Source organism: Trinickia sp. (genome assembly GCF_057351765.1).
Genome location: NZ_JBMRBK010000020.1, coordinates 62266 through 79214, shown reverse-complemented (window position 1 = coordinate 79214; position 16949 = coordinate 62266). Strand labels below are relative to the sequence as shown.

The window sequence follows — 16949 nt, the reverse complement described above, 5'->3', positions numbered from 1 at the left end:
GTTTCAGCCACGATGGATCGACAAGCCCGCGAACGATTGCGCCACCGGCATCAGCTCGATCGTATTGACGTTCATGTGGGCGGGCAGCGTGGCGATCCAGTAGATCGAATCGGCGATGTCTTGCGGCGAAAGCGGCGTTACACCGCGGTAGAGGCCGGCTGCCTTGGTGTCGTCTCCCTTGAAACGCACGTTCGAAAACTCCGTGCCGCCGCAGAGCCCCGGCTCCACGCAGGTGACGCGTACGGCCGTACCCGAGAGGTCGGCGCGCAGATTCAGGCTGAACTGGTGCACGAAAGCCTTCGTTGCCCCGTAGACGTTGCCGCCCGAATACGGGTAGCTGCCCGCCGTCGAGCCGAGGTTGAATATATGGCCGCGATTGCGCTCGACCATTCCTGGCAGCAGAGCATGCGTGACGGCGGCGAGGCCGGTGCAGTTCGTCTCGATCATCCGGGACCAATCGTCGAGATCGGCCCGCTGTGCGGGTTCCAGTCCAAGGGCGAGCCCCGCATTGTTGACGAGCACGTCCACGGACGCGAACGCCTCGGGCAGCCGCCCCGGCAACGCTTGTACGGCGGCGCGGTCGCACACGTCGAGCTCGAGCGGCAAAAGTGCCGGTCCAAGCTCCTCGGCGAGCGCCTCCAGGCGATCGAGGCGGCGAGCGGTGGCGATCACGCGGTGGCCGCCATTGACGAAACTGCGAGCGATGGCGGCGCCGAAGCCGGCGGATGCGCCCGTGACTAAAACGATCATTGCTGCTCCTGGCTGGTCGAACCCGGCAGGCCTCATGGCCTTGCCGGCATAAGCAAGAACTACCGAAGGCGAAAAACGGAACGGGCCGATGATACCCGCCGTATCCCGGTCGCGGTATGAAGGCTTCCAATTCTTTCGAAATGCTTTCGGTGGAGTGGCGGGCGCGCGCCGAGGGCTCCGGGTACCTTTCGCGGGCGGGTTGGCGCGGTAAGCGGTACGCGCAAGCCCGCCGCGATGCGGCCGTGCTGGCACTGTGGCCGGCCAATTGCCTATTGGTTGCGCTGCCAGTACACTAACGCGCTCAACCCTTGCGTAACTGGCGATAGCACCCTCCGGGGTCAAGGTGGAGCGACCCACCGTGAAGCGCAAGGTGCCGTTTTGCCGTTCGCCTGGGCAGCCGAAAACCGCGCGCGTTCGCTTGCGCAGCGGCGGTTGCCCCGCGGGTGCAACGGAGCTTCGATCATTCGAATTTTCCGCCACGCCAGTGCCGGCCCCTCCGCCATCCAGTGCAAGCGTACGTTCGTATGCATTCCGCGCATTTCGGCCAACCTGTAAACCTTCAACGGAATCCGTATGTTTGACAGAGCCCAAAGCACCATTGCCGCCATCGATCCCGAGATCTGGCAAGCGATCGAACAGGAAAACCGCCGTCAGGAAGAACACATCGAACTGATCGCATCGGAAAACTACACGAGCCCGGCCGTGATGGCCGCCCAGGGCTCGCAGCTCACCAACAAATACGCCGAAGGCTATCCGGGCAAGCGCTATTACGGTGGCTGCGAATACGTCGACATCGTCGAGCGGCTGGCCATCGAGCGCGTGAAGGCGATCTTCGGCGCCGAGGCCGCGAACGTGCAGCCGAACTCCGGCTCGCAGGCGAATCAGGGTGTCTTTTTCGCGATGCTCAAGCCGGGCGATACGATCATGGGCATGAGCCTCGCCGAAGGCGGTCACCTGACGCATGGCTCGCCGGTCAACATGTCCGGCAAATGGTTCAATGTGGTCAGCTACGGCTTGAACGAGGCGGAAGACATCGACTACGACGCCGCGGCCAAGCTTGCCGAGGAGCACAAGCCGAAGCTGATCGTTGCGGGCGCATCGGCGTTCGCGCTGAAGATCGACTTCGAGCGCCTCGCGAAGATCGCGAAATCGGTCGGCGCGTATTTGATGGTGGATATGGCGCACTATGCGGGGCTCATCGCCGCCGGTGTGTATCCCAATCCGGTTCCCCATGCCGATTTCGTCACGACGACGACCCACAAGAGCCTGCGCGGCCCGCGCGGCGGCGTGATCCTGATGAAGGCCGAATACGAGAAGCAGATCAATTCGGCCATCTTCCCCGGCATTCAGGGCGGCCCGCTCATGCATGTGATCGCCGCGAAGGCTGTCGCATTCAAGGAGGCGCTCTCGCCTGAGTTCAAGGCCTACCAGCAGCGCGTGGTCGATAATGCGCGCGTGCTGGCCGAGACGCTCGTCAAGCGCGGCTTGCGCATCGTGTCGGGCCGTACGGAAAGCCACGTGATGCTGGTCGACCTGCGCGCGAAGAACATCACCGGCAAGGCGGCCGAAGCCGCGCTGGGCGCGGCGCATATCACCGTCAACAAGAACGCGATTCCGAACGATCCGGAAAAGCCGTTCGTCACGAGCGGGATCCGCCTCGGTTCGCCCGCCATGACGACGCGTGGCTTCGGTGCGCAAGAAGCGGAGCAAGTGGGGAATCTGATTGCCGACGTGCTCGAGAACCCGGAAGACGCGGGGACGATCGAGCGCGTGCGCGCGCAGGTTGCCGAACTCACCAAGCGCTTCCCGGTTTATCGCTGAGCCACCATGCGCTGCCCCTTTTGCCGGCACGAGGATACCCAGGTCGTCGATTCGCGCGTATCCGAGGACGGCGCCGCGATTCGGCGCCCCCGCCGGTGTCCGGCCTGCGACAAGCGTTTCACGACGTACGAGCGAGTCGAGCTCATGTTGCCGGCGGTGGTGAAAAAGAATGGCAGCCGCACCGAATTCGATCGCCGCAAGATCGTCGCGAGCATGCAACTGGCGCTTAGAAAGCGCCCCGTTGCGGCGGACGCGATCGACGCGGCGGTTGCCCGCATCGAGTATCAATTGCTGGGCAGCGGCGAACGCGAAGTGCGCAGCGAGCGCCTTGGCGAGCTCGTGATGAACGAGCTGCGTCAGCTCGATACCATCGCTTACGTTCGCTTTGCATCGGTCTACCGGCGCTTCGAGGATGTATCCGAATTCGAGGACGTCATCGAAGAGTTTCGTCGCGCCGCTCCCGCCAAACCGTCGCGCAAGCGTTGATCGGTCTCGTCGTTTCATCGTTTTCCTTCCCTTGCATATTGACGTGACGCGCCATTGTCGGCGCGTCGATACCTGCTCGCCACTCGGCCGAACGGACGATGGTGCTGTACGTGCACGTCCGCTAGATTGATCGAATCGAACAACGGACAACGGAGCTGGGAATGCGGTTCGGTGCAAGCGGGGCAGGCATTGAGCGCCGACGTGCGCGGCACGCGCGCGGATTCACATTCGTCGAAACGCTGATCGTCTGCGCCGTGATGCTGTTGCTCGCGACGCTGGCGATACCGTCGTTTGCCACCTGGCAGCAACGCCAGCGCGTCGAAGCGAGCATGCGCATATTGCTGGCGAGCATGTCGTACGCGCGCAGCGAAGCGGTTCGTATCGGTTTGCCGGTCGTGATTTGCCGCACTGATGGTTATGGACGATGCGTCCATAACGGCGGATATGACTTCGGCCGGGACCGTGTTCCCGTCGATTGGGCGACGGGTTGGGTCGTCGCGCTTGAAACCGGTTACGGACAGCGGGTATTGCGCACGCATGTTCCGGCGCCCGGCGTGCGGATCCGCGGCGCCGCGCATGCGATCCGGTTTCGCCCGCCAGCCGGGCAGGTGATCGGCGGGTTTCGCAGCTTCGAGATCGCGCCGACAGGCGCTCGTCATGGTGCGTCTGCGCAAGCCGCGAGGCGCTGCGTTTCGATCGCTGCCGGCGGCAGGGCGAGGGTGAGCGCCGAGTGCGGGCGGCACGCATGAATGCCTCGCCGCGAATCCCGGGCCGGCAAACTGGAGGCTCGCTGCTTGAAGTTGCGATCGCACTGGGCATCGCCGCGTTGTCTCTTGTTGGCACGATCTCGAGCCAGCTCGTGGCCGTGCGTACCGAAAAGAGTTCTGCGCAGCGCGAGGTGGCATCGCTGATTGCGGCTTCTGCCGCCGATGCGCTGCGCGAACGATCCGCGGCGGCGGGTGGGATGGAGTACTGGCGTGCCCAGGCCATGCAGGCATTGCCGCGTGGCGACATCGTCGTACGCGATGCAGGTGGCGGTGCCGCATTCGTCGCGGTGCGCTGGGCGAGTTCGCAAGCGGGTGGGCACGCGCTTGGGCGAGCGCGCCCGACACGTTTCGATGGATGTCCGCCCGAGTTCGCCGCCCCCGAGCTTTCTTGCAGCGTAGCGCCTCTGTTTCTGGGGGCGACGCCATGAGGCCGGGCGCTTCGCGCGGGGCGAAATCGATGAGGCGCGGCTCAGTGGGAGGGCGCAGCCGCGGGCATACGCTCATCGAGTTGATGGTTGCAACGGCATTGGGGCTCTTCGTCGTGGCGATGATCGCATCGCTCTACCATACGGTGCGTCAGTTTTATGCCGCGTCTGCCGATACGGCGCTGATGCGCGAGGCCGGTATGACATCCCTGTTGCTGATGAGCGAGCAGATCCAGATGGCGGGGTTTGTGCCGCCAGGGTTGCCGGCGCTGTCGGGAGATATCGCGCCGGGACTATTCGGCTGTACGTCGGGACATCCGGTCGAAACGGCGGGCGGGCTTCGTTGCGAGCGCGATGCGAGCGGCTCCGACGGCATCGTTATCCGCTATGTCGACGATGCCGTGGCGACGTGGCCCACCGAGGCGGGGCAAACGACGGATTGCCTGGGGCAGGGTATCGGGCGAGCCGGAGAGCCGGTCGTCGTCTCCAATCGCTTTTTCGTGGGGACATCGCGGGATGGCGGCACCCCCGAGCTTTATTGCGAAGGCAACGGCGGTCTTGCCCGGCAACCGGCTGTTGCGGGTGTCGAACGGCTGGCTTTCAGGTATTGGATACGCGGGGCCGCCCGAGCCGTTCGTGCCGACGCCGTCGCGCCAAACGATTGGCAGCATGTCACTGCCGTGGATATCTGTGTGCGTGTCCGCGGGAGGCGGACGGCCGCACGCGGTCAGCCTGTCGATTGCGACCCGATGGCGACGCGCTATTTCGACGGCCTCGCTCGGCAGGTATTCCGGCGCCGCGTTGCGATACGGAATCATGAGCAGGCGGGCCGATGAGCAATGCGTCGGCATACGGTCTGGTGCCACGGACCCATCGAGCCTGCCGTCTTGCCGGGCACGCATCCGGGGCGGCGTTGCCGGTTGCGCTCATGCTGACGTCGATGGTATCGGCGGCGGCCATCGCCTCGTTCGACGCGACCATCATGGGTGTGCGGCGCGCATCGAACTTCGAGGATGCGCTGCATAGCATGCAGGCGGCCAATGTCGCGCTCGAGCTTTGCCTCCGGGAGCACGAGGCCGGCCGCGCGCCGCTGCTGCTGCCGAGCCGCGCGGAGGCGATGCGTTGGCAAGAGCGCGATCCGTTCGCCGATGCCGCTGCATTTTCGCCGCTACCGAACTGGCCCGGTGGTCGCAGGCCGCCTCAGTGTCTGATCGAAGGGCTGCGCATTGCGGAGCGGCCGCACGCGCGGGGATATGTCGTCACGGCGAGAGGCTTTGGCGCAAGCGTGGATGCGCAAGCGTGGGCACAGGTCTTCGTGGTTCGCGAAGCGGGTAAGGAATCGCGCCACTGGCGCCGCATCGTGAGGAGACGGTAATTGAACGCCAGGGACGCTACGCGCACGCCGGCTCGCTGGGCCGCGGCATTCTCTCTGATGGAGTTGGTGGTGGCGCTGGCGATCGTCGCTGCGTTGGCCGCTTACGCGCTGCCGAGTTACCGCGAGCATGTGGCGCGCGCCCATCGCGCCGATGCTGCGATGGCGCTCTACCGCGCGGCGCAGTTTCTGGAAGCGGGCTCGGACGCGCATGCGGGCGGGGCGGTCGTCTTGCCGGCTGGACTCGACCAGGCGCCGCCTGTCGGCGCGCCGGTCTATCGGCTCCATGTGGTCGATGGCGACCGCGCGAGCGGATACTACGCGCTGGAGGCGCGGCCTGTCGATGCCGGCCCGATGGCCGGCGATGCATGCGGGACATTCATTCTGGATGTGCTCGGCGAGCGTATGAACCGGAGAGCTGGCTCGCGCGGCACCATGGACCCCGGCTGCTGGCTGGCCCGCCGGTAGCGGCAACCGCGGACATGAGCCGCGGAAATCGAACCGGCTCGGCTCAGCTCGCGGAGATAAGAGCGCTCAGCGGCGCACCGCTGCAAGCGCGTTACGGCGCATCGCCGGTCTGCGTGGCCGACCGCGCGTGCTCGCGGTGAATCGCTTGCGCGAGAAAGCGATACCCCGCCCATGCGGCCGCGCCGAGCGATCCCCACTTGATGAGCGGCTTGGTGCCGGCGGCCAGCGTCGCGCGCAGCGGCTTGGCCAGTATCAACGACGCGAGCGAGCTCACCAGCGGGTGGCCGGTGAACCAATCGGTCAGCGAGGCGTTGATGCTTTTGCCGCCCGCCCTGGACCGATGGCTGGAAAAGCCCGGGACGAACAGCTTCAGCCAGCCGAAGCTCGACAGACTATGATGAAGCTCCATACGCGCGTGCACGAACTCGGAACGCTCGACCTCGGCGCGCAACAGCAGCAACTCCTTGCGGACCGTGCGCAATTGCGGAGAACTCAGGTCCTTGACGGGACCGTGCGCGCGGGCACGTGCGTGATGCTCGTTAGTCTGGCTCATGGCGGGCAGTGAATCTCGGTTCGATTGGGGCGCTCAACGGTAATCAACGGTAATCAACGGCAAGGATCACCCAAAACTAAGGCTGACGGAACATCTCGCGGTCTTTCTCGAACTCGTTGAGCGTCGCTTGAAAAACGATCGGCGCGTCGTGCAAACCGCTGCGTGCCTTGAGCGCGCACAAAAGCGCGCCGATTCCATAGACGCCGGTAATGCCTGCAAGAACCTGCCATCGATAGGTGTCCCAGAATGCCACGGCAATCAGGGCTGTCAGGCTGATGAGCGCCATCATCGCGAACATGACGGCGATGAGGCCGAGAAACAGTACGGCCAGAATGCGCTCGCGCTCTTCCGCGAGCTCGATGCCGATGAGCTCGAGCCGCGTTTGCAACAGCGCGTAGAGCGAACTCAGCATCCGTCGCAGCGGTCCGTGCTGGTTGGCGGATGAATGCGGCGATGGGTTGTCGTCGTTTGGCATGAAGTTCGGACGGATTAGCGCATAACCCCGCGCGGGCAGACGGCGCCAGCAATTTGCCGTACAGGCTCACGGCCGACCGGGCCAGCTCGGCGGCAGCCTGACGGGCACCGGCGCGCCGGCCGGCGCACCCGGATTACTTGCGGTTGATGAGAAGGCCGAGCACCATGCCGATCCCCGCTGCAACGCCGATAGCCGTCCACGGGTGTTCATGCACGTAGTCGTCCGTTGCGCGCGCAGCCTTTTTGCCTTTTTCCACGACGACGACCTGGACGTCGGCCGCTTTTTCCTTGGCTTGCTTGAGCCGGGAGAGCGCGGTTTCGCGCAATTCCGAGGCGCGTTCGCCTGTGGCATTCGCGGCTTGCTTCAAGAGGTCCTCGGCATCCGCGAGGACGGTTCTGATATCGGACATCAATCTCTCCTTGTTAACTTCAGCCATTCGAATCCCCTAGTTTCCATCCACGCGTGCATCGTACCAAAGATAGGACAGCCGGCGGGCATATGCCACACCCGATGCACATGCAGAATCCATTCCCGGCCCGATTCGCATAACCGATGCGCCTCACCGGACGGCTTTATCGCAGACTGCGCGCGGCTTGAAGAAGTTTCGTCGGCGCGACGCCGAATTTACACAGGCACCGGCCGATATACGGCCGGGTGCCACGCGCTCAGAAGAATGCTTGAATGCCTGTTTGGGCGCGTCCGAGGATGAGGGCGTGGATGTCGTGTGTGCCTTCGTAGGTATTGACGACTTCGAGATTGACGAGATGGCGCGCAACGCCGAATTCGTCCGAGATGCCGTTGCCGCCGAGCATATCGCGCGCTAGACGGGCAATGTCCAATGCCTTGCCGCAGGAGTTGCGCTTCATGATCGACGTGATTTCGGACGCCGCGATGCCTTCATCCTTCATGCGGCCGAGGCGCAGCACGCCTTGCAAGCCGAGCGTGATTTCGGTTTGCATGTCGGCGAGCTTTTTTTGCACGAGCTGATTGGCCGCGAGCGGGCGGCCGAACTGCTTGCGCTCGAGCACGTACTGACGCGCCGTATGCCAGCATGATTCCGCCGCCCCGAGCGCGCCCCAGGCAATGCCGTAGCGCGCGGAATTCAAGCAGGTAAACGGTCCGCGCAAGCCGCTTACATCGGGCAGCATGTTCTCGCGCGGCACCAGGACATCGTCGAGTACGATTTCGCCGGTGATCGATGCGCGCAGTCCGACCTTGCCGTGGATGGCCGGCGCACTGAGGCCTTTCATGCCTTTTTCGAGGATGAAGCCGCGGATGGTGTCCTTGCCGTCTTCTTCGAGCTTGGCCCAGACGACGAACACATCGGCGATCGGCGAATTGGTGATCCACATCTTGGCGCCGGTCAGCACATAGCCGTCCTCGACCTTGCGTGCGCGCGTGACCATGCTGCCCGGATCGGAGCCGTGATCGGGTTCCGTGAGCCCGAAGCAGCCAATCCATTCGCCGGTGGCGAGTTTCGGCAGATAGCGGGCCTTCTGCGCATCGGAGCCGAACTCGTAGATCGGCACCATCACGAGCGACGACTGCACCGACATCATCGAGCGGTAGCCCGAGTCGACCCGCTCGACTTCACGTGCGATCAGGCCGTAGCTGACGAAATTGAGACCCGGCCCGCCGTACTCGTCCGGAATGGTCGGACCGAGCAGACCGATGGCGCCCATTTCGCGGAAGACCTCGATATCGGTGCGCTCGTGACGAAACGCTTCGGTGACGCGCGGCAGCAGTTTGTCTTGCGCATAGGCGTGCGCCGCGTCGCGCACCATGCGTTCCTCTTGGGTCAACTGCTCGTTGAGCAGCAGCGGATCGTCCCAGTGAAACCGGGCAGGCTCGGCCATCGTGATCTCCTTTCAGGTCTGTTGTCGCGAAAGCATCGCACCGCCGCGCGAAGCGCTGGAGCGGGATGCCCCGCGTTAGCGGATCCGCGCGTGCGGCTCGAACAGCGGCCCTTGCACGAAGCGCGCGCCGAACTGCTGGAGCGCATCGAATTGCGCTTCCGTCGCCACCCGATCGAAAATCAGCGGAATGTGCAGTCGGTTGGCGTACGCGATGAGCGGCTTGGTCATGGCATCTCTCAAGACAGCTGCACCGTCGATCTTCAGAAAGTCGAGCCGCGCCATGTCCGATACCGACATGATGTGTCCGGCATTCGGCAGATTACCCGCCACTTTGAACCCGAAGCGCTGGTAACTCTTCGTGAGATAGCCGAGAAACGTGCGATGGGCGACCGCGATACCGGGCAGTTCGATCACGATACGCGCGGGGTTGAGGCCGAGCGAGACGAGCACCGTGGAAAAGTGCTGGCCGTGATCGTACTTGACGCTCTTGAGCAGACGCTCGTGCACGCGCAGAAAAAGCAGCCCGTGCTGTTGCGAGCCGAAAAAGTTGATTGCATGCAGCGTGCGCGCGAGGCGATCGCGCGCGACGAGTTCCTGGTCGTCCTCGACGCGTTCGCAAGGATCGAACGGCGTGCCGCCGGGCGCGAGCGTCAGTGCCTGAAAGCCCAGCTCGTCGCCGAAGCGGTCTGCGCTGTCGGGCGCGGACCAGAGCGTTTGTATGCCGTTCATGCTCACGTCGAAGATGGGCTGATAGCCGCTTTCGAGGCGCAAGCCGTCCAGGTGCGCATAGGCAAAGCCCGGCGGCGTGTCGCCGCCGGACGACAAGTGCTCGCGCAAGAAAGGATGAGCGGCGGCGTGTTCGAGGAGCGCGGGAATGGTCGGGGGGATCATGGGCAGGCGTGGGAGGGGCGCTGTGTCGATGGTAGCAGCACCCTGGCCGGCAGCATCGGTACTTCGTCGTTACTTATATCGATATTGTCCGGTAGTGCTCCATCAGGGTTTACGTTGAATCAACAATGAGTAATTGGTTTTACCATGCGTAAATCCAGAAGCACCACGGAGATAGGATTCATGCACCCAGCCTCCAGCCACAGCGGACCTGACGGCTATCAGTCGGGTTTTGCCAACGAGTTCGCCACCGAAGCGCTACCCGGCGCGCTGCCCGTCGGCCGTAATTCCCCGCAGCGCGCACCGTACGGCCTGTACGCCGAGCAACTGTCGGGGACCGCATTCACGGCACCGCGCGCGCATAACCGCCGCTCGTGGCTTTACCGAATCCGCCCGGCGGCGGTCCACCAGCCTTTCGAGCGCATGCCGGCGGACGATGCTGGCGGGCCATCGCCGCGACTCGTCGCGAACTTTGCTCAAGTTCCGCCGACTCCGCCGAACCAGCTCCGATGGGACCCGCTGCCGCTGCCCGATACGCCGACCGATTTCGTCGAAGGGCTCGTTACGATGGCCGGCAACGGCAGTGCCGCGGCGATGTCGGGTTGTGCGATCCATCTCTATGCGGCCAATCGCTCGATGCATGACCGCTTCTTCTATAGCGCGGACGGCGAACTGCTGATCGTGCCGCAAGCAGGGCGGCTGGCGATCGCCACGGAGATGGGACGGATCGACGTCGAACCGTCGGAGATCGCCGTCATTCCGCGCGGCGTGCGATTTTCGGTGGCGCTGCCGGACGCAAGCGCGCGCGGTTACGTCTGCGAGAATTTCGGTGCACTGTTGCGCCTGCCCGATCTCGGACCGATCGGCTCGAACGGGCTCGCGAATCCGCGCGACTTCCTGACGCCGCAGGCCGCATACGAAGACCGGGAGGGCGCCTTCGAGCTGGTGGCAAAGCTCGACGGCTTGCTCTGGCGCGCCGATATCGGACACTCGCCGCTCGACGTCGTGGCGTGGCACGGCAATTACGCGCCTTATAAGTACGATTTGCGCCGCTTCAACGCGATCGGCTCGATCGGCTTCGATCATCCCGATCCGTCGATCTTCCTCGTGCTGCAATCCCCAAGCGACACGCCGGGTGTCGATTCGCTCGACTTCGTGATTTTCCCGCCGCGTTGGCTCGTGGGCGAAGATACCTTCCGACCGCCCTGGTTTCATCGCAATGTCGCGAGCGAGTTCATGGGGCTGGTCCACGGCGTCTACGATGCAAAAGAGGAGGGCTTCATGCCGGGCGGTGCGAGCCTGCACAACTGCATGGCCGGACACGGCCCCGATGCGGCCACGTTCGAAAAGGCGTCGACGATGGATACGACCAAGCCGCAAAAGGTAGCCGACACGCTCGCTTTCATGTTCGAGACGCGCACGTTGTTGCGGCCGACGCGTTTTGCGCTCGAAAGCGCTCAGTTGCAGGCGCGCTACTTCGAGTGTTGGCAGGGGCTGCGCAAATGCTTCGACGCTGCCCGCCGCTGACGATCGTTCGAGGAAGACATCGGATCGGCTTCCAGACGCCCGGGCACGGCGGTCGCGGCGCGCGCAGGACCGGGTTTCAGCCGAACGCCAGCAGGAACGTGCCGGCCGCGACGAGAGCGGCCGACCAGAGCCAGTCGAAGTTGATCCAGCCGCGCCGCAAGACGCCGAGCCCCACATACTGATAGGCAACGAACGCGAGGATCGCGCTGGTCGCGGTTGCAACGGCCGTATGCAGCAGCGTGGCCGCGGCGGCGGGACCGAGCGGCCCGCCCGGCGGTCCGAACGCGCCGCTCGTGCAAAGCGGCATCAGCGCGGGAACGAGCATGAGCCCGGCGCCATGCAGCGTCGCCGTCGCGGCGGACCACAAGGCCAGCCCCGCGAATCCAGCCGTCATGCCCACTGCGATGCGGTGCCGATGCCCGTAGAGATGGTGATAGATGCCCCATGCGATCAGCATCGCCCCGAGTGCGAGCTGCATATGCAGCGTACGCGCGAGCACGCCGAACGCGAGCGCCGAGCTCGTCACGGCGAATACCGACACGGCGTGTCCGAGCGCCAGCGGCGGCAGCGCGGCCCAAAGCGCCTGGCGGCTGCCGCGCTGCAGCCCGAGGGCAGTCGCGAACAGCCATCCCATGGCCGGATTGACGCCGTGAAAGACGCCGCTGCCGACGATGGCTACCCAGCTCGTCGCGACGGTGGCGGCGCTTGCCGCGCTCAGTGTCGCACTCATACGGATCCCACGCCTCCCGCGGCGTCTCACGGATAGCAGTAGGAATCCGACGACGCGTCGCCGCCTTCGAGCCGGATCTGATGGGGCCGATGGGTGTCATGCCACGGCAGATAGAACTCCCGGTCGAACTCGAGCCCGCCGCCGGCTGGCGCATCGAGCTTGACCATCCAGCCGGCGATGCCGTCGGGATAGAACTGTTCGTCGATCGCTCCGTAAAGCGAGTTCGTGAAGTAGACGCGTTCGCCGTCACGGCTGACTTCGACCATTTGCGGTCCCCCGTTGAGCGGACGGCCGTCGGCGCAGGGATGCGTGGCGCGCGAGGCGATGCCGCCCACGCGCACCGTGCCCGTCAACTCCGGGTGAAACGGATCGGAAACGTCGTAGCGGTGCATGTCGCCGGTGCCCCAGCAGGCGACGAACAGCGACTTGTCGTCGAGGGAAAGCGCGATATCGGTAACGAGCGGCGGGACGGCGGAAAACCCCTTGAGCATCGGCGGCAGGATCGCCGGGTCCGCCGGTTCGGCCGGGATTTCGATGATTTTGCGCGCGGCCCAGCGGTTGCCGTCTCGATACCAGGTCCAGATCGATGCCGACAGGTCCTTCAAACTGATGACCGAATTGACGAAACCGTAGGCCTTGGTCGGATCGTGCGCCGGCCGCAGCTCGAAGACGAGTTGATGTTCGGCGCCAAAATCGAGGGTTTGCTGGTGTTTGCGCGTGTTGAGATCCCAGAAGTGCAGCCGATGGCCATACTGCCCGCCGAGCAGTACCTCGGGCACGAGGCCGTTTTCGAACGTGGCCGGCAGCCCCCATTCGCTGGACACGAGCGTGTCGAAGCCGAGATGCCACCAGGCATCGTAGGCGAGCTCTTGCGGTCCGCGCTCGATTTCCCAGCGGCCGCGGACATCGAACGTCTCGTGATCGATCAGCATGACACCGCCGGGCGCTTCGCCCTCGGCGTTCGCGAGCGCGGTCACGTAGATTCCCTGCGGGCCGCAATGGACGGTATGCGGGCGCGTATAGCCCGCTTTGCGTTTGAGCTCCTCGGGCTCGATCACGCGTACGATGGCCGGGCGGCGTGGGTCGGGCTTCGTATCGAGGATGTGGATGCGCGACGAGCGCAGCCCCGGCACGACGAGATAGCGGCGCTCGGAGTGCGGGTGGGGCGCGTTCGGACACAGGCACGAGCTGCAGGCGTTCCAGCCGAAGTGATGCAGCTCGTCACCGGTATTGGGCATGGCGACGCGGTGAACGATGGTGCCGTAGCTCGGCGAATCCGCATCGAGATCGACGACGGCGATTTCATCGGGCGTGGCGCGCTTCGGATCGAAGCTCGCCACGTAGGCCAGCGTTTCCGGGGGAGCGTCTGCGGCGAGCCGGGCAGACGGGTAGAACGTCGGATCGGGTTTCCAGGACGGCATGAGCCTCTCCAAGAGAGGGGGGAGGCTCACTATCGTAGGTGGCCGTCGTATGGAAAATCAAGGAATCGTTTGGAATAAGGTAAGACCCGTTCAGGCGGGGCCCTCATCTCGGCCGCGCCGGGTTGCGAAGGGCGAGCACTCCGTCGCGCTGATCCAATAGGTAGCGCACGCGTTCGATGCCCGCCCGTTGCGCTTCCTCCCGCGTGCCCCAAACCGGTACGACGGTCTCGGGTCCCTCCAGTTGCACGGGTTGTCCGTCGCGTTCGACATCGATGACGGCGAGCCAGCTGTTGCGCTCGTTGCGCTGCGTGTGCACGGTCACGCTGTAGCCGCGATACACGAAGCGCTCGGGCGGAAACTCGTCGCGATCAGAGGGGAAGGGCATGAGCGGGCGCCCGTGTCGGACAATGCGCGGCGGTTCATGCCGCGCGCGCGTGTCGATTGCCCCTGACTAGCCGCGCCACGCCGCAGGCGAGCACGGTCGCCACGACGGCTGTGGCAACAGGGAATGTACCGGCCGTATTGACTGCCATCTCGACGGGATGTTCTCCCAGCAACTGCATTCGCCGGCGCATCATTTGCGCGCCCAGCGTGCGCAATTCGGGACCGAGCGCGCGCTCCGCGAGGGGTAGCAGCTTCGTTTCCTCATCGGCGACATGGTGCAGGGTATCGCGCATCAACTCCATGAACAGCGAATCGTAGGCGGCGTTCTCCGGGCCCATGCCACGCAGCTTCGCGATGATTTCGCGCAGTTGGTCATGCTCGGACTGGCTCTTCTTCAGAATTTCGTCAGTCGGTGCGATGCGCGCAAGGGCAGGGTAGAAGAATTCTTCTTCGAGCTGTGCATGTATTTCAAGCGCTCTGCAGACGGAGGTGACGATCGCACGTTTGCGCCACCATGCGGTTTCGCTACCGTAGCGATGAAATGCAGATACGGCGTGGGAGTGATCGAGACGAATCATCGTCGTGATGGTGGGCACGTAGGGCATGGTATCGACCTCTGATGGTGGGGACACGGTAAGGGACCGTGCGCGTTCCGGTGAGCATGCTGCGTTCCCGCGCGGCACCCTCACCGCAAAGCAGTCGGACGTGAACGGGTCCTAGACGATGCGCACCGGGATCGATTTCGCACCCGGTACCTTGCTTTCCTTCGCGTAGTGCCAAAGCGGCAGCAATACGTTGCATTCCGGGTAGTAGCCGCCGATACAACCCTCGGGTATCGCATACGCCTTGATTTCGAGCCCTTCGAGGCGCCGATCGATTCCGTCGTCGGCGATCGTTTGCAGCGTCACTTTCTGGCCTTCATGCAAGTGACGTTTTTCGATATCCGCTTTATTCATCAGAATGACCATGCGCGTATTCTTCACGCCGCGAAAACGGTCTCCGGTGTTGTAGATCGTCGTATTGAACTGGCTGTCGCTGCGCAATGTCATCAGACGCAGCGCTTCAGGCACTTTCTCCGGCATGTCGGGGTCTTCGCCCAGCGAGTGGGGCGTGAGGAACTCGGCCTTGCCCGATTGGGTTTTCCACTGGCGATGACGTGCGGCAAGCGGCCGGTGGAAGCCGCCCGGCTGCCACATGCGCGCGTTGAAGTCGTGGAAGATGTCGGGATAGGTCTTGGCGATTTCCTCGCGCACGAGCGAATAGTCGTCGCGCCAGGCGTCCCAGTCGACGGTGGAACGCTCGCCCAGCGTTGCTTTGGCGATGCCCGCCACGATGTATTGTTCCGGCCGGGCTTTTTCGCTGGCGGGTTCCGTGACGCCTTTCGAGCCATGCATGCACCCCGTGCTGTCTTCCATCGAAACGGCTTGTTCGCCTAGTGGCGTACGGTGAATTTCGATTCGGCTCAGGCACGGGAGGACGTACGAGACTTCGCCGTGAACGAGGTGGCTGCGGTTGAGCTTCGTCGCCACATTGACGGTCAAGCGCAGACCTGCCCATGCCGGTTCCGCGCGCAGCCGATCCGGGACCGAGCGTACGAGATTGCCGCCCAGATTGACGACGGCTTTCACCTCACCATTCAGCATTGCTTCGAACGCTTCAACGGTGTTCAGCCCTTTGCTCCTCGGAGGCTCGAACGAGAACTGCGTCGCGAGCTGATCGAGCGGCGCCAGTTCCGGCTTCTCGGTGATGCCCACCGTGCGCTGGCCCTGCACGTTGGAGTGTCCGCGCACCGGCGAGGGGCCGGCGCCCGGCTTGCCGATGTTCCCGCGCAACAGCAAAAGGTTGGTGAGCATGCGGACGTTCTGCACGCCGAGCCGATGCTGCGTCAAACCCATCCCAAAGTGCGCCATTACCGCGTTGGCCCGCATGTATTCGTCGGCCGCATCGAGCAGAGCAGCGCGCGTGAGGCCGCTCACACGTTCGATCTCGCTCCAGTCGGTTGCCCGCGCATAGGCAGCGAACTCCTCGAAGCCGATCGTGTGTTCATCGATAAAGGCGACATCGAGGACGCGAGGCAAGCCCTGCGCTGTGGCTCGATCGTCCGCTTCGATGACCGCCTTGCAGATGCCGAGGATCGCCGCCGTATCGCCGCCCGTCTTCACCTGGTGGTACTGCGTGCTGATCGGTGTCTGCGCGGGTGTCAACATCTGCACGGGCGACTGCGGGTTCGCGAACGAAACGAGGCCTGGCTCGACCAGCGGATTGAACGTGATGATGGGAACGCCGCGATTGCGTGCTTCCTGCAACTGGTGGAGCATTCGAGGACTGTTGGTGCCGACGTTCTGTCCGAAGAAAAACATCAGGTCGGTCTTTTCGAAGTCTTCGAGCGTGATCGTGCCGACCCCGACTCCAATGGCTTCCTTCAGTCCGACGCTGGTGCTCTCGTGGCACATGTTCGAGCTGTCGGGAAGGTTGTTGCAGCCATACATTCGCACGAAAAGCTGATACATGTATGACGTTTCGAGGGATGCTCGCCCCGACGTGTAGAAAACGACGCTCTTGGGATCGAGCGCGGCCAGTTCCCGGCCGATCTCGCGAAAGGCGTCCTCCCAGCTGACTTCGACGTATCGATCGGTAGCAGCGTCGTACTTCATCGGCGCGGTGAGTCTTCCGGCCTCCTCGAGGTCATGGTCGGGCCAGTTCAGCAGCGAACTCACCGTATTGAGTTCGAAGAACTCGGGTGTCATGCGCTTCGCAGTGAGGTCCCACGCGGTCGCTTTTGCTCCGCTTTCGCAGAACTCGAACGTGTGAGGATCGGCCGGCTTTGCCCACGAACAACTGACGCACATGAATCCGTCGGGCTTGTTCTGCCTGAGCAGAACCGCACTGTCTTTCAGTGTGATCTTTTCCTGCGCGAGGATGTTCGTTACCGCTTTCAGCGATCCCCAACCGCCGGACGCGAACGGATATGACGGACTCTTGTTTGCCTTGCTCATGGCGGGATGCTCCGGAGAAACAGCGCTACG

At 64.0% G+C, this 16949-nt stretch carries 19 protein-coding genes and 1 riboswitch; of the genes, 8 read left to right on the top strand and 11 right to left on the bottom strand.

Annotation, left to right across the window (positions count from 1 at the left end):
- Nucleotides 1-3 precede the first annotated feature (3 nt).
- Nucleotides 4-750 (bottom strand): SDR family NAD(P)-dependent oxidoreductase, encoded by a 747-nt coding sequence (locus ACO1XS_RS03785; protein WP_331567895.1) that lies wholly within the window; start codon nucleotides 748-750, stop codon nucleotides 4-6.
- 302 nt (nucleotides 751-1052) lie between these two features.
- A riboswitch (ZMP/ZTP riboswitch) is annotated at nucleotides 1053-1152 on the top strand.
- 171 nt (nucleotides 1153-1323) lie between these two features.
- On the opposite strand from ACO1XS_RS03785, the gene glyA reads away from it, so the two are divergent.
- The 7 genes from glyA to ACO1XS_RS03750 all read left to right on the top strand — a co-directional run bounded on the left by glyA (nucleotide 1324) and on the right by ACO1XS_RS03750 (nucleotide 6089).
- Nucleotides 1324-2571, top strand: coding sequence for a serine hydroxymethyltransferase (glyA, locus tag ACO1XS_RS03780; protein WP_331567894.1), 1248 nt, complete (start codon nucleotides 1324-1326; stop codon nucleotides 2569-2571).
- 6 nt (nucleotides 2572-2577) lie between these two features.
- On the top strand, nucleotides 2578-3057 hold the full coding sequence (gene nrdR, locus ACO1XS_RS03775; RefSeq protein WP_486390039.1) for a transcriptional regulator NrdR: 480 nt from the start codon (nucleotides 2578-2580) through the stop codon (nucleotides 3055-3057).
- A gap of 161 nt (nucleotides 3058-3218) precedes the next feature.
- Nucleotides 3219-3806, top strand: coding sequence for a GspH/FimT family pseudopilin (locus tag ACO1XS_RS03770; protein WP_486390038.1), 588 nt, complete (start codon nucleotides 3219-3221; stop codon nucleotides 3804-3806).
- Nucleotides 3803-4252: a type IV pilus modification PilV family protein gene (locus tag ACO1XS_RS03765; RefSeq protein WP_486390037.1), complete on the top strand. Its 450-nt coding sequence runs from the start codon at nucleotides 3803-3805 to the stop codon at nucleotides 4250-4252. Before ACO1XS_RS03770 ends, ACO1XS_RS03765 begins: the two co-directional genes overlap by 4 nt.
- Before the next feature lie 29 nt (nucleotides 4253-4281).
- Nucleotides 4282-5085 (top strand): PilW family protein, encoded by an 804-nt coding sequence (locus ACO1XS_RS03760; RefSeq protein ID WP_331567890.1) that lies wholly within the window; start codon nucleotides 4282-4284, stop codon nucleotides 5083-5085.
- Nucleotides 5082-5624: a pilus assembly PilX family protein gene (locus ACO1XS_RS03755; protein WP_331567889.1), complete on the top strand. Its 543-nt coding sequence runs from the start codon at nucleotides 5082-5084 to the stop codon at nucleotides 5622-5624. Before ACO1XS_RS03760 ends, ACO1XS_RS03755 begins: the two co-directional genes overlap by 4 nt.
- Entirely contained in the window at nucleotides 5625-6089 is a 465-nt protein-coding gene (locus ACO1XS_RS03750) for a type IV pilin protein (RefSeq protein ID WP_486390036.1), read from the top strand.
- A gap of 91 nt (nucleotides 6090-6180) precedes the next feature.
- On the opposite strand, the gene ACO1XS_RS03745 is transcribed toward ACO1XS_RS03750, so the two are convergent.
- The 5 genes from ACO1XS_RS03745 to ACO1XS_RS03725 form a co-directional block, all read right to left on the bottom strand.
- Nucleotides 6181-6642, bottom strand: coding sequence for a hypothetical protein (locus tag ACO1XS_RS03745; RefSeq protein WP_331567888.1), 462 nt, complete (start codon nucleotides 6640-6642; stop codon nucleotides 6181-6183).
- 76 nt (nucleotides 6643-6718) lie between these two features.
- The gene (locus ACO1XS_RS03740; protein WP_331567887.1) at nucleotides 6719-7117 is read right to left on the bottom strand and encodes a phage holin family protein; all 399 of its coding nucleotides are present in this window, start codon (nucleotides 7115-7117) and stop codon (nucleotides 6719-6721) included.
- 133 nt (nucleotides 7118-7250) lie between these two features.
- A complete protein-coding gene (locus tag ACO1XS_RS03735) occupies nucleotides 7251-7553 on the bottom strand; it encodes an ElaB/YgaM/YqjD family protein (protein WP_331567886.1) in 303 nt (100 codons plus the stop codon).
- A 229-nt stretch (nucleotides 7554-7782) separates the two neighbouring features.
- A complete protein-coding gene (locus tag ACO1XS_RS03730; protein ID WP_486390035.1) occupies nucleotides 7783-8973 on the bottom strand; it encodes an acyl-CoA dehydrogenase in 1191 nt (396 codons plus the stop codon).
- Between the two features lie 75 nt (nucleotides 8974-9048).
- Nucleotides 9049-9864 (bottom strand): EAL domain-containing protein, encoded by an 816-nt coding sequence (locus ACO1XS_RS03725; RefSeq protein WP_331567884.1) that lies wholly within the window; start codon nucleotides 9862-9864, stop codon nucleotides 9049-9051.
- A 180-nt stretch (nucleotides 9865-10044) separates the two neighbouring features.
- Here ACO1XS_RS03725 and hmgA point away from each other — a divergent pair, with 180 nt between their 5' ends.
- Nucleotides 10045-11388: a homogentisate 1,2-dioxygenase gene (gene hmgA, locus ACO1XS_RS03720; RefSeq protein ID WP_331567883.1), complete on the top strand. Its 1344-nt coding sequence runs from the start codon at nucleotides 10045-10047 to the stop codon at nucleotides 11386-11388.
- Nucleotides 11389-11464: 76 nt separating this feature from the next.
- Here hmgA and ACO1XS_RS03715 read toward each other — a convergent pair whose 3' ends face one another.
- The 5 genes from ACO1XS_RS03715 to ACO1XS_RS03695 all read right to left on the bottom strand — a co-directional run bounded on the left by ACO1XS_RS03715 (nucleotide 11465) and on the right by ACO1XS_RS03695 (nucleotide 16919).
- Complete coding sequence (locus ACO1XS_RS03715) at nucleotides 11465-12118, bottom strand: hypothetical protein (protein WP_486390034.1); 654 nt, start codon at nucleotides 12116-12118, stop codon at nucleotides 11465-11467.
- A gap of 26 nt (nucleotides 12119-12144) precedes the next feature.
- On the bottom strand, nucleotides 12145-13539 hold the full coding sequence (locus ACO1XS_RS03710) for a selenium-binding family protein (protein WP_331567881.1): 1395 nt from the start codon (nucleotides 13537-13539) through the stop codon (nucleotides 12145-12147).
- 103 nt (nucleotides 13540-13642) lie between these two features.
- Nucleotides 13643-13924 carry a DUF6566 family protein gene (locus tag ACO1XS_RS03705; protein ID WP_331567880.1) on the bottom strand — a complete coding sequence of 94 codons (282 nt, stop codon included), beginning with the start codon at nucleotides 13922-13924 and terminating at the stop codon, nucleotides 13643-13645.
- 34 nt (nucleotides 13925-13958) lie between these two features.
- Entirely contained in the window at nucleotides 13959-14528 is a 570-nt protein-coding gene (locus tag ACO1XS_RS03700) for a hemerythrin domain-containing protein (protein ID WP_331567997.1), read from the bottom strand.
- A gap of 111 nt (nucleotides 14529-14639) precedes the next feature.
- On the bottom strand, nucleotides 14640-16919 hold the full coding sequence (locus ACO1XS_RS03695; RefSeq protein WP_486390033.1) for an FdhF/YdeP family oxidoreductase: 2280 nt from the start codon (nucleotides 16917-16919) through the stop codon (nucleotides 14640-14642).
- Nucleotides 16920-16949: the final 30 nt, after the last annotated feature.